The sequence below is a fragment of the Arthrobacter globiformis genome, assembly GCF_030817195.1.
Taxonomy (GTDB): Bacteria; Actinomycetota; Actinomycetes; order Actinomycetales; family Micrococcaceae; genus Arthrobacter; species Arthrobacter globiformis_D.
Map to the genome: position 1 here is coordinate 223,987 of NZ_JAUSYZ010000001.1, position 13,375 is coordinate 237,361.

The 13,375-nt window shown below is 61.2% G+C and carries 9 protein-coding genes; 1 reads left to right on the plus strand and 8 read right to left on the minus strand.

Annotation, left to right across the window (positions count from 1 at the left end; all coding sequences use genetic code 11):
- Positions 1–27: 27 nt before the first annotated feature.
- On the plus strand, positions 28–354 hold the full coding sequence (trxA, locus tag QF036_RS01080; protein ID WP_003800194.1) for a thioredoxin: 327 nt from the start codon (positions 28–30) through the stop codon (positions 352–354).
- Between the two features lie 7,039 nt (positions 355–7,393).
- Here trxA and QF036_RS01085 read toward each other — a convergent pair.
- From QF036_RS01085 to rpmH, 8 genes are all read right to left on the minus strand, one after another.
- On the minus strand, positions 7,394–8,737 hold the full coding sequence (locus QF036_RS01085) for a ParB/RepB/Spo0J family partition protein (RefSeq protein ID WP_307098433.1): 1,344 nt from the start codon (positions 8,735–8,737) through the stop codon (positions 7,394–7,396).
- A 67-nt stretch (positions 8,738–8,804) separates the two neighbouring features.
- On the minus strand, positions 8,805–9,857 hold the full coding sequence (locus tag QF036_RS01090) for a ParA family protein (RefSeq protein ID WP_307098435.1): 1,053 nt from the start codon (positions 9,855–9,857) through the stop codon (positions 8,805–8,807).
- 85 nt (positions 9,858–9,942) lie between these two features.
- On the minus strand, positions 9,943–10,593 hold the full coding sequence (gene rsmG, locus QF036_RS01095) for a 16S rRNA (guanine(527)-N(7))-methyltransferase RsmG (protein WP_307105718.1): 651 nt from the start codon (positions 10,591–10,593) through the stop codon (positions 9,943–9,945).
- Positions 10,594–10,612: 19 nt separating this feature from the next.
- Entirely contained in the window at positions 10,613–11,176 is a 564-nt protein-coding gene (locus QF036_RS01100; protein ID WP_307098437.1) for a Jag family protein, read from the minus strand.
- Positions 11,176–12,156 carry a membrane protein insertase YidC gene (gene yidC, locus QF036_RS01105; RefSeq protein WP_307098440.1) on the minus strand — a complete coding sequence of 327 codons (981 nt, stop codon included), beginning with the start codon at positions 12,154–12,156 and terminating at the stop codon, positions 11,176–11,178. The genes QF036_RS01100 and yidC overlap by 1 nt, the downstream gene beginning before the upstream one ends.
- Positions 12,157–12,172: 16 nt before the next feature.
- Positions 12,173–12,568, minus strand: coding sequence for a membrane protein insertion efficiency factor YidD (yidD, locus tag QF036_RS01110; protein ID WP_307098442.1), 396 nt, complete (start codon positions 12,566–12,568; stop codon positions 12,173–12,175).
- Positions 12,561–12,986, minus strand: a complete 426-nt coding sequence (gene rnpA, locus QF036_RS01115; RefSeq protein ID WP_307098444.1) for a ribonuclease P protein component — start codon at positions 12,984–12,986, stop codon at positions 12,561–12,563. Before rnpA ends, yidD begins: the two co-directional genes overlap by 8 nt.
- 40 nt (positions 12,987–13,026) lie before the next feature.
- Complete coding sequence (gene rpmH, locus QF036_RS01120; RefSeq protein WP_003800212.1) at positions 13,027–13,164, minus strand: 50S ribosomal protein L34; 138 nt, start codon at positions 13,162–13,164, stop codon at positions 13,027–13,029.
- Positions 13,165–13,375: the final 211 nt, after the last annotated feature.

A 13,375-nucleotide genomic window follows, 5' to 3' on the forward strand; every position in this document is an offset into this window, starting at 1 on the left:
AATCATTCGAAGAGAGAGACAAGGGTTATGAGCAACGCAAAAGATGTAACTGACGCAAGCTTCAGCACTGACGTACTCGCCGCTGACAAGCCGGTAATCGTTGACTTCTGGGCTGAATGGTGCGGTCCGTGCCGGAAGCTGGGTCCCATCCTGGATGAGATCTCAGTGGAGTACGGCGAGAAGGTCAACGTCGTCAAGGTAAATGTCGATGACAACCCGGCGATCGCCGCGGAGTACGGCATCACCTCCATTCCCGCCGTCTACCTGTTCCAGGGCGGCGAAGTGAAGAGCACGGTCATCGGTGCAAAGCCGAAGCAGTTCTTCGAGAAGGAATTCGCGGACGTTCTGTCCTAGCCGCAACAGGGCTGGACGGGAATCCTGACAGGCTACGCCGGCGATAGGTGTGCAAAGGTGGCCACCACTCTCAGGGGAGTGGTGGCCACCTTCTTTGTTCCCCGACTCGTTGTTCCTCAACTGGATCTCGTCCAATTTGGGACACCTGCAGCTGAGTAGCGACGTCACCACCAGCCTCGCTAGCTGAACAGCGGCTTGATCCAGTCGTAAAGTAACCCTGTCCAATTTCTTTCTGTGGTTCTATTCGCTCAGAATCATTTTGAGGGCAACAGGTCGTGGTGCAGGGGACCTTTGACCCGTACACCCGGCTTGAACCGGTTCATCTTCCGTCCTGACCTCTCTGGATCGGGTGTGCTTGACGCCGTGCGGCGCTAGCCGAACCAGATGCGCGTATAGCGCGCCCATGGCAATGTTTCACGTGAAACCGGCGGCACTACGCGTGGGGGACCTATCAAACTGCTAGGGCATGTTTGACCGGTTGGGCAAATCAACGGGTCGAAGCTTGGCCACCCTAATCGGTTGACTCTGCGATGCAGAGCGCTTTCTCCTACGCTTGACCGTGGTTCTGCGTGCATCACCCTTCCTGGGTTTTCCTCGGCCTCTGAAGCAGACGGCCTCTGACCCTCCTTGCCTTTACCGCGAAGTGAGAATTCTCCGTCCATGGGCTCGAAATAGCGAAAACCAATACTTCTTCGTCAACAGCCGCGCGGTACCGGCATTAGGCGCAAGCCCGTGTTCCCATGTGTGCATTCGCAAGGCATTGGGGGCGATGGTCGCCGTAGCAGCGCTTCCGCATGGGATTCTTACCAATCCCACCTCCACGCGGGTGAAAGACCACTCTGATAAGACCAGTCACCCGAAGCCGTGTGCGGACATACTGCTGCATCCAAGCCACGCCTTCCCTTGACCCGTGGCCCGTGGCCCGCCTGCTGGCGCAGGATCTCGGACTACGGGGAATACGGACAATTGCGGCACATACCGGTGACTGCAGCCTGGTCGGCTCAAAATGTAGCCTCCCCCCTGACACCACAAATTCCGGGGCCAGCCCGACAATGCCTTCCCACAAGCGTGTTTCACGTGAAACGTGATCCCCGTAGCGCAATAGTCCATCCGCCCGCAGCCGGCTACTCCTCCATCCCGAGAAGTGGCAATGGCGAACTCGCGATCCACCACTCCCAATTGAGCAGCCCCTACCGTCGATCTACGAACTACCAGGCCGTGCACAGAAGGCGTTTGCACCCTCCTGCTCGCATCGATTCGAAAACAGCCCTAGGGCTCTCAGCGCATGCGCTTTTCCGCAGCGCTGCGGGGCCAACACACTGACCTGAACCCGTCTTACCCGCGGGCTATCAGGGCATTCCCTCTCCGCGCGGACACGCGCAATAGATTTCGCATGTCGCAGACCAACAAAAGGCGCGACGATCCTACATCGATCTCGAGACGTTTCGGACTCCGCCATATGGAACGGCATACGGAGAATACGAACGAATCAATACGTTGATGGAAATACAACCTGCATCAGCAGCTGGCGCGTCGCTGACCGAGCACACCTACCTCTGGAAAAACATGCGAATCCTCTGCCCGATCTACTTTCGATGCAACCTAGGGGCGGGCCGATCTGCACGTCGGCCGCGCTGAGTCGATTCAGCTGCGCTCACACCAAACTCACACGAACCAGGGGCACAAAGCGCGGAATATGCCCCGACGCCAGAGCGCCCTCGAGGCACGAAAAGCACAGGGCAACATCGAATTCAGTCGCCGGCCGAAAGGTAGGCATCCGCATTGCACGCGTGGACCGACGAATGCACCGCCCCTAGGAGTCCGGCTTTTGCTGGAACCAGTCCAAGTGCTTCGAGCCGCTTTCGGCCGTCATTGGAACCTGGTAGGCACGCCGCACCCCAGGACCGCACGACGATGAAGGAATCGTGTTCTGTGAAACGCTGTCCACTGCTGCAATCGTCCTGCTTCGCTAGTGGTCTGGCCGGCCACCAGCGCCGTTCTGCAGGACCATCTATGTGAAGCGCCGGTTCTGCCACGCCAAGAACCACGCCGTCATTTCGCGGACAAGTACAGTCCGGGACCGCTCGCAGGTGATCGATCTGGCGCACGTGTTTCACGTGAAACAGTGCAGCGGCCGGGCGAATGCCGGTCTAACTTGGGCAGGCGCGCAGTCAGGTAGCGGTACCCGCGAAACCATCAAAAGAGCGGTGCTGATCAGTTCCTCTAGGCCCCCACTCAAAGACCTCGGTGCCAGGCGTCGTCCGCTTCGGACAAGGGTGCGTTCGAGCCGTCACACACCACCACACTCCAGCCAGCCAGCTACTACATACGGCATTCAGCCAAAAGACCTCGCCTAGGACAGAGACCAACGCGGACAGCGCAGCTAAATTCAGCGCAGCAGCCGGTGACATCCAAGAACTTGCCGAGTGCGGGACGAAGAGGCGCAGGACCAGGCTCGGGCACCACGTTTCACGTGAAACATGAGGACCGGAAAGAGACGCCCCCGACCTGACCGTCCAGGGGAAAAGACCCAGATGCCTCAAGGCGCCCAGTACTCAGATGAGCTCACCCCGTGGCAGGACGTATACCGCAGGGCTCTAGACGCGACGCACCAGGAATGCTGACGCCGGGCGGTCCCAAGCATTGTGGCCCAGTGGATCGCGCATAGAGCTGCTGGTACCCACAAACCCGTCGGCTTCGGGTCGATCTCAGCATGTCCATTCAACGAGGTCCTCCACCATATCCTGCCGAGACCGCTTTGGCTTCCACGTCACCCCATGCCAACACTGCGAACGGACGGCCGACTTCATGGTGACCATTCCAGACCCTTGCTGAACGGCACTTGAAACCCACAGGTCCCTTACCGGCCCGCACGACACAATGTGAAGCAAGCTGTTCATCTGACGCTGGCTCCGTACGCAGCCCCGAACGCGGATCGCGATGCGCCCACATGCCTCAGCTTCTGACATTCGCCCACGACGCCTCCCGCATCGGAAATGAGATGGAAGTCGCAGCGTCAGGGGCGAGCCTACAACATCATCGGAACCCCATTTCGTTAGGGACCATACTCCTCTCATCGGCAGTGCAGCGTCAGCGCAGTGCAGCAGGAACCGTGGGCGGACCATAGTACCAACGTCGCAGTACGTGGTCGCCTGGGGCCCGCATCGCAAAAGGGTAATTTCACGCCGGTCTTCAGGACACGGCCAAGCTGCAGGGGGCACTGTGCACGTGAAACATGAGGGCACCGGCCACTGCCCGGATGTCAGGGCACCCGGCGATGGTGCGATGATCTACGCCGACCCCATGAGCAGCGTCGAATTCCACAAGCCACCATTGAGGCTAGCGCACCCAGTGGGTAGCCCCAACGGCTGGGTTCCTGGCAACCGCGCCACGAAATACCACCGGCCTATCCAGCAATGTTCAGCATTGATCGAAAGGGGGCGCCACTACCTGCTTGCGGGGACTTGGATGAATGTGTACTGGGGAGCGCTGACCAGCCGGCGCGGGGCCTGAATGACTGATTCGGAGTCGTACCTTCTCGCTCAAGAAGGCATCAATGGCGAACCGCTTGGCACCGGAGTTCTTCTTCGGGCCGCTCACAAGTTCGGTCATGGACTCCAGTCGGAACCACGGAAAGACAGTCCTCGAGGCCAGTCGGGGACCGTCATGCGCCGATATGGTGAGACTCACCATGACATTATTCACAGTCTTATCCACAGCGGAATCCACAGCGTTATCCACAGCAAGCTGGGCAAGCCTGTGGGTCCGCCGGTACTCTCCGTGAGCAGTATCACAGACCGGAGCGTCATGCGACGCGGGATCGGCCAAGTTGCGTTCCCGGATTCGATGTGGCATTGGGGGATGGTGGCTCGGGTCGATCCGTGGCGGATCACTGAATAAACAACTATTTCCGGTGGGTTGCGGCGCTAAAACGCCGTCAAAAGAGCACACCACATGGGGAGCGTCGGCATTGATGCTGCGTTTCACGTGAAACATACACTACAGATGCCGGCGAGGGCCCACATTAAACAAGCCCGAGCGTACCCACCGGCATGGCCAGTAGGCGCCGGGAAGTGTGTGATATCCCCAGCCTTATCCACAGCGTTATCCACAGCCTTATCCACCGGCTTATCACCAGTGGAATAGTCCGAGAAATCTGGTCTGCGGTATGTGGTTCTGCAGTATTTGGTTCTGCAGCACAGGCACGGGACTCCCCAGTGTCACGCGCACGAGACCGCATGAAGAGCGGAGCCCGCACACTACGGATGGCACCGCGGGTGGGATCAAAAAGCGATTCTGAGGTCGTTGGGGTGCGAGCTGGTGCAGCACTTGGTCGGTTAGAGGCGAGCCCAATACGCCGGATTCTGCCACGAAGATCTACCATATCGGCGCCGGGCTGAACTTCTTTAGCGGCCCGGATGCATGCCTCGGCCTGCCGGCGAGAAGCCTGGATGCGAGAGGTCGGGCGCGCCAGCGCGCTCGGGCCACCATAGCTGGCGGGGATAGCTGATGGCTACAGCGTTGTCGTCGTGGTGCCAGCCGGCGGTCGCGTACCGGGGGATTCGGGTGAGAGCGTGGAGACGTCCCTGCGGAAGGTGCGTCGCTGCGCTTCCGTGTTGCCGGGGATACGGGTTGCCCGTTGCTGGGAACCGCTGGGGCTGAACACAGTTCCTCGCGACTGTCAGCTTAAGTGCATCGCCAGAGGTCCAGACGTTTCACGTGAAACGTGGCATTGGCCGAGCAATGCGTCAGCTGGGAATGGACGCTCATGATAGTCACCATCCCTTCGGCGGCAGTGGCCGGGGAACATGCGGGTAGTCGGTCAAAGGTAGCAACTCCCGAGATGGTTGGACACCGCCCTGCAAGGTTCGCGCAGAGATCGTTGCCGGGGGAGGCTGATGAAGACAGAACCCAGGAAATCCGCGGAGCCCGGCACTCGCCATCCTTGGAGCGCCTGTACGTTACCCAGCCAGCCCGCAGAGGCGACACGCTACCCGACCATCCCGCAGGGACGATACGCATGCCGGGATGGCCGCAAACACGGGGGAGGCGCACGAAAGCAGGACCTTGTGGAGCATCGATGGAACCCATCCTGAAGCGCCCTCGGCCACAGATACCTGCAACTACGAAAGGGGCCAGGTCCGGGAGTTGCTCACGCCTATCGCGGCTCCGTTGGTCCCTCTGGTTCATTGTCAGGCCGGACATCTCGGATGATCGAGTCCGCGTCCCTCTTCAGCCCCACGTTCGCGTCTCCTCTCATGGGGCCCTGGGAGGACGAGAGAATCTACAGGGCTGCGGACCCGTCAGTACCTGGTCCGCTCCACATGGACGTTGGCTTAGTGTCATCCTGGTCAACGCCATAACGGCATCAAGGTCAAGGTGCGGAGTTTCGACGCGGCAGCGGCAGACAGACTCAGACCCCTGTAGCGTGGAGACCACATTCGCCGCTCGGTCGCTGCCACACCGGGCAGCACGAGGTCCTCTTGTTTCACGTGAAACATGCGCCGCCCCAATGACGCATGTACATGCGGCTGGCGCCCACGGCCAGGACTCGATGTTTCACGTGAAACGGATGCCCGGAACACGTGATGCCACACTTTGGCTGTCATGGCTTGGCAGAACCTAGGTCCGCTCGTCGGTAGGCATTAACGAGCTATCGGGCTCCACCAGGCGCGGAATCAGGCCGAGTCAACTGCTCCGCATCCAGCTGGCACAGCTGCGTTTGCACCCACGAGACTTTCAACTCCTGATGTTGCGCTAACCTACGACATGAGTTGTGGCGTCGTTCATCACGACCACATGATGCACCCAAGGCTAAACGCGCACAGTAAACGAGGACGCAGCCCCAAGTATCTGGCAATCCCGCTGTAGGGTGGGACGCGCAAATTAGAAGAACCGCCCCACCCGCGTACACCAGCCCATAATCGCACCAGAAGGAGCGGCCGCTGGGCCGCAGGGATGGATCGCTCAGCGTCTGAAAAGACAGGCTAGGGCTGATAGCGCGGGCCGGAGTTTCACGTGAAACATGACCAAGCCCGTAAAGGCACCCTCGCGCCGAACCAGGCGGCCATACTGCATCACCCAGCACCGCACCGCACCGCACCGCACCGAGAATTGCTGGTTTATGGGGTCGTGACGACAGGGCACGCATGATTCCACCTCGGATTTCCGCAACGTGAGAGCCCAAGGCCGGCAAATCAGGTGGTGGATGACGCAGAAGGTCCTTTCCCATCCAGCACCAGCGCGCTGTTCACGGAACGCGTGCGGCTAGCGGTCGACGTCGGGCTGCCTGGGTACCCGCGTGATTTTGGAAGCTAGGGCGGCGCCAACGGACCCTTGGAACGGCTTTAGGAACGCGGAGTCGAGCGGACGCCGGTGACCGTCCGGCCTTGACGCGGAGGGCACACGAGACGCGCTACGGCCCCACTGTAGGAGCGACCCGCGGAATGCCTGTAAGCCGGGCTAATGGGTGCAGAAAACGATCGAGAGGCCCCACGGAGTCGCCCTGAAACCCCACGAAACCCCGGACTTCCGTCTGAATACACAAACCTGGCACGGCGAATGAGTCATCACACCATGCCTTATCCGAACGGCACCACCGGTAGGTTCCACGGACCCTTTAATGCAGCGGAGCTATCCAGTTGGGGGGAGGGCACAGGCGGCGAGCACGACGCGTACGAGTTGTAGCTGACAACATTGGCCTTTAAACACGAAAAGACACCGCTGCCACACTCCTGGAGCCAGTCTTTCTCGTCTCCACGTGAAACGACGAACGCCTTCCAAGGCAGCCCGTTGAGCGCCACTGTTCGTCCGTCAGCGGCTTCTCCAACAGCACATAAGAAATCGACCCACCAGGGCCGGTCTCCCCGACCAGCAGGTCCAGTAGCCCGCCGGCCGCCTTGCAATCCATCCTGGCTGCGCGGTGCTTCCGGCAGCTTCCAAGACAACCAAAGAGCGCCGACCATCCCCGTCAGGGTCCATGTGCGGGAATAGAAAAGGGCCCGTTCATCTGAACGGACCCCGATCTTCGCCCAATGCCTTAGTTGTCGGCTCCCGGTGCAAGGACATCCATGATGCGGTTAAGGTCTTCAACACTTGCGAACTCGATGCTCACGCGGCCTTTGCGCGCTCCGAGCGAGATCTTCACGTTGGTGTCCAGCCTGTCGGAGAGCGAGGAGGCCAGATAATCCAGCCGCTCGTGGCGTGCACCCGGGCGGGGAATGTTGTTCTTGGCCGGCGTCGCGGGTTCACGGTGCAGCGTGACCGCTTCCTCGGTGGCACGGACCGACATGCCTTCAGCCACAATTTTCTGGGCCAGGCGTTCCATGGAGGCTGCGTCCGGAAGCGAGAGGAGAGCCCGGGCATGGCCGGCAGAGAGCACATTGGCTGCCACACGACGCTGGACCAGCGGGGGGAGCTTCAACAAACGAAGAGTGTTGGAGACCTGCGGGCGGGAGCGTCCGATGCGGTCAGCCAGCTGCTCGTGCGTTGTGCCAAAGTCCTCAAGCAGCTGCTGGTACGCGGCAGCCTCTTCGAGCGGATTCAGCTGGCTGCGGTGGAGGTTCTCCAGAAGCGCGTCACGAAGCAGGTCATCATCCGTCGTGTCACGGACAATCGCAGGGATCGTGGAGAGTCCGGCGGCCTGAACTGCACGCCACCGACGTTCACCCATCACCAGCTCGTACGGTTCTCCACCCTTTTCGGTTGAAGTACGTACCACAATTGGCTGGAGGACGCCTATTTCCCGAACGGAGTGAACAAGCTCCGCCATGTCGTCCTCATCGAAAACGGTACGCGGCTGTTTGCGGTTGGGATGGATGTCAGTAACCGGGATTTCGGCGAAACGGACGCCAGGCACCTCGAGGAGATCAACACCGTTGTCCGGGACAGCAGCGAAGTTTGCCTTCTGCCCGTCCTCGGCAGCCTGGCCTGAAGCAGCATCGTCCTGAGGCCCGTCCACGGCGGACGTGTCCAGACGAACGGGCTCGGACTTCTCAGCGTCCTTGGCGGCTTTGGCCGCATCAGCATTCTTGGCGGCATCCGCGTCAGCCCCCGAAGCGGCAGCACCCGAAGAGCCACCCCGGGAAGCGGCGGGCTTCGCCGTTGAGTTGGCAGGAGAGGCCTTCACCGAATCCGAAGCATCCTTCGCATCCGCTTCTGCCGGCTCCGGAGCCTTCCGGCTGGATCGGCGTCCCGGCGCTTCGTCGAGGACAGACTGGTCCGGCTCTGCGGCGGGAACGGGTTCAGCCGTCTTGCGCGCCTCCGGGAAGAAGAGATCCACGGGGCGCGACGGAGCTGCTCCGTTACCCGAAGCGCCTGCGGAAGCGGAACTTGGAATGAGTGCGCCAAGACCGCGACCGAGCCCGCGTCGCTTATCGCTCATGGATGATTCCCTCCATCGGAAGAGCCCGGCTATGCCGGGCTCCGGCTGTTGCTGTGTTTGGAAAATTCTAACGCTCAGCGATTTCTGCTGCGGCTTCCAGGTAGGACAACGCGCCGCTGGAGGATGGATCGTAGGTCATGACAGTCTGCTGGTAACTCGGCGCTTCGGAGATCCGCACGGAGCGGGGGACAACGGCGTCGAGGACCTGGTCCGGGAAGTGCTGCCGGACTTCGGCTGCAACCTGGGCGGCCAGGTTGGTCCGCCCGTCGTACATGGTCAGCAGAATCGTGGAGACTTCCAGATCCGCATTCAGGTGCTTCTGGATCATCTCGATGTTCTTCAGCAGCTGACTCAGGCCCTCGAGTGCGTAGTACTCGCACTGGATGGGGATGAGCACTTCGCCGGCCGCGCAGAAGGCGTTGACCGTGAGCAGTCCCAGGCTGGGCGGGCAGTCAATGAAGATGTAGTCCAGCCGCTGCTCGCCCTTCTTCTGCCGTGCTTTGGCATAGACGTCGATGGCGCGGCGGAGGCGCTGTTCCCGTGCCACCAGCGAAACCAGCTCGATCTCGGCGCCGGCCAGGTGGATGGTGGCCGGCGCGCAGATGAGGTTGCTGATGTCCGGGCACTGTGCCACTACATCCTCAAGCGCCATATCGTTGATCAGCACATCGTAGATGCTGTCGACGTCGGCATGGTGCTCAATGCCCAGAGCCGTGGATGCGTTGCCCTGGGGGTCGATGTCGATGACCAGCACGTTCAGGCCGGCCGCTGCCAGCGCCGCAGCGATGTTGACAGTGGTTGTGGTTTTACCCACTCCACCCTTTTGGTTTGAAACTGTGAAGATTCGCGTCTTCTCCGGTTTCGGCAGGTTACGGCCGAGGAGCCGCTCCCGACGTCGGTTCTCGTGCGCAAGTTCCCGGGCGATGGGGCTCGAGTCATCCAGCGTGTCCAGGACGTTCCCGCGGGCCGCGGTTTCACGTGAAACCTTGGCAGCGCCCGTGCCTGCAACCGGATTGAATTGATTTGCCGTTGTAGCGACCGGCGATACGCCAAAGGCACGCGCCGACCCCAGGGACACGAACGGGGGGATCCGTTGCGTGGAGGTTTCGCTACTGGTCACTGGGACACACTCACTCTCGTTCGGCTTTCACTGCCGTTCTCTAGCCTAACCGCTACACCCCAAGGACCCGCGGCACCTTGCGGGGCTAGGCGCCCTTTTGGGTCTTCTTAACTACGATCCGCACCACCGTGGTGGGTTCCTCGAGCAGGTCCTCGCCTACGGTGACCACCGAGGTCTCCACTCCGCCAAGCTTGCGGATGGCCTTGGCTGCCTTCTCGATCTCCTCGCCGGCGCTGCGGCCCTTGATGGCCACGACTTCACCCTCACCGCCGAGCAGCGGAATGGTGAGCCCTGCAAGGTTGCTCAGTGCGGACACTGCCCGGGCGGTCACGACGTCGGCCGTCACCATTCCAACGGCAAGCTCGGCACGCGTGCGCATAACCGTGACATTGCCCAACCCCAGATCGTCAACCACTTCCTGCAGCCAGATCACCCGGCGTTCGAGCGGTTCGATGAGGGTCAGCTCGAGGTCAGGACGGGCAATGGCCAGGCAGAGGCCCGGAAGGCCGGCGCCGCTTCCGACGTCGGCCACGTGGCTGCCCTTGGGAATTTCACTTTCGACCACCGCACAGTTCAGGACATGGCGTCCCCAGAGCCTGGGGATTTCCCGCGGACCTATCAGTCCGCGCTCGGTCCCGGACGTCGCCAGGTGTTCGACATACCGTTCAGCCAGGCCCAGGCGGTCGCCGAAGATCTTCTCCGCCGCCTGGCGCTCGGCAGCCGTCATTTCAACCATCAGTACGTCAGCCAACGGTTCAGTCGGCGGAAACGACGATGTGCCGGCCGGCACCCTCGCCCTCGGACTCGCTGACGAATCCAAGGTCGGCAACGGCGTCGTGGACGATCTTCCGTTCGTAGGCGCTCATGGGCTCCAGCGCCACGGCCTCGCCGGTTTCCTTGACGCTGGCGACGGCGTCCTCGGCGATCTTCTGCAGGTGGCCAGCGCGTTCCTTGCGGTAGCCGTTGATGTCGAGCACCAGGCGTGAGCGGTTGTCCGTCGCGGAAAGAACGGAGAGCCGGGTCAGTTCCTGCAGGGCTTCCAGCACCTCGCCGTCGCGTCCCACGAGGCTTTCGAGCCCGGCGGATTCTTCCTCGGTCACGATCGAGATGTAGGTGCGTCCGTTCCGGACCTCAATGTCGATGTCACCGTCGATATCGGCAATGTCGAGCAGTTCCTCAAGGTAGTCGGCGGCCACGTCGCCCTCTTCTTCCAGGCGGCTTGCCGACGTGCCCTTGCCCGCGTTCACGGTACCGGCAACGGAGTCCTGGTCTTCGCTGGCCTCAGCGGAAAGTGCGTGTTCAGAGCTCTCAACAGACATTACTTCTTCTTCCTGTTCTTACGTTGTGGCTGAGTACGCTGCGTCCGGGCCTGCGCAACCGCAGCGGCGGAAGCTGCTTCCGCTTCGGCGTCGACCTTCTTGCCGCCCAGGATGGGGAGGGCCGGAAGGCCCTTGGCGGCACGGCGCTCGGCGAGGGCCTTGGCCGCGGGGGATCCCGGCGTCGGCATGCGGCGGATGACAAAGAACTGCTGGCCCATGGTCCACAGGTTTGTGGTGGTCCAGTAGATCAGGACACCGATGGGGAAGTTGATGCCGCCCACACCGAAAACGATGGGCAGGATGTACAGCATCATCTTCTGCTGCCGCATGAACGGGCTGGCCATGGCCTCTTCGGACATGTTCTTGGCCATGATCTGCTTCTGGGTGATGAACTGGGACGCCGTCATCGCGAGGATCATGATGATCGAGAGGATCCAAACTGCCACCACGTTGCCGCCCGGAGGCGTGCCATGAAGCAGGGTTGCGGACAGCGGAGCACCGAAGATGCTGGACTTGTCGAACTGCTGGACCTGGTTCGCGCTCATGGCACCAATGCCCTGACCGCTGGAGCTGGCATTCGAAACGCCGGAGAGCACCTGGAACAGTGCAAAGAAGAACGGCATCTGGATCAGCATCGGCAGGCAGGCCGAGAACGGGTTGGTCCCGTGCTTCTTGTACATGGCCATCTGCTCCTGCGCCATGGCTTGGCGGGAGAGCTGGTCGGTCTTGCCCTTGTACTTGTCCTGCAGCTTCTTCAGGTCCGGCTGCAGCAGCTGCATGCCACGCTGGGCCTTGATCTGCTTGACGAACACGGGGATCAGGGCGGCCCGGATCACGAGCACCAGCCCGATGATGGACAGGGTCCAGGTCCAGCCGGAGGCCGCAGGCAGCCCGATAGCAGTCAGGCCCTCGTGGAAGCCCACCATGATGATGGACACAAGCCACTTGAACGGAAACATGATTGTTTCAAAGAAGTCCATACGATATCCCTATTCGTCAGGCCGCAGCGCGGCCTTCTCCATCAGTCTGAGCAGCCAGGTACTTGTCCGGGTTATTCAGCACAACAATTCTGGGGGTCCGGTTTTCAGGCCATTCCCGGCGACCGGCGGGGACATGGTCCACGCCGCCGGCGTTCCACGGGTGGCAGCGTGCCAGGCGCCTGGCCGCCAGCCAGCTGCCTTTAACGGCGCCGTGGACTGTGACTGCTTCAAGCGCGTAGGCCGAGCAGGAGGGAAAGAAGCGACAGACCTGGCCGTACAAGGGAGAAACCACCTTGCGGTAGGCCAGAAGCAGAAGAATGAGGATATTGCGGGGCAGGTTCCAGATGAAGCTGCCCGCGGCCGCTGCTGCGGACTTGGGGGAATGGACGACGGCGGCAGTCGGGTCAAGCACGCTGTGTCCCTTCCTGTGTTGTTGCGTCCGTTGGCGTTCCAGCTGGCCGTTTTCCGGTCACCGCCGGAAGGCGGCCAGCCAGCCGCCTCATGGTGTTTTCCAAGGCGGCGTTGTAATCCGCCAGGAGTTCATCCCAGCTGGCTGTTGCGGAGGCGGGCAAAGCACGCACCACAATAGCGAATCCGGTGCCGTACTCGCGCAGCGAGACAGCGCCGGCTTCTCTAAGTCTCCTCTTAACGAGGTTCCTGGCAACAGCGTTCCCGACAGCCTTGGAAACGATGAACCCGATGCGGCTGGGCTCATCGGCTCCAATAGTTGCCGTATATAACACTACGTTCCGGCGTCCATTGCGGACGCCGGAACGTACAGTTGTTGAAAAATCGGTTGAAGTCCTCAGGCGGTTCCTGGTGGCAAGCACCGCTAATCTCGCAGAAGGAAGAAGACCGACAAGTCAGTATTTAGGCCGACAGTTCGGTGCGGCCCTTGCCACGGCGGGCGGCCAGAATGGCACGGCCGGCACGGGTGCGCATACGAAGGCGGAAGCCGTGCTTCTTGGCCCGACGGCGGTTATTCGGCTGAAAAGTCCGCTTGCTCACGTTAGTTACTCCAGTGGATCAAAGGTGCGCCCACCCGATCAGTAAGGGGAAGAACTGGCCGACGCTAAGTTTTGTATGTGTCTGCTTCCCCTGAATTTCCCGGAACACACGGAGCGTCCGGAAGTCCAAAATAGGGTCAGAAAGCAGGCACAAAGGACTCCACAACGTTAGGGCAAAACGCCGCCGGGAGTCAAACCAGCAGGCCGTCCGG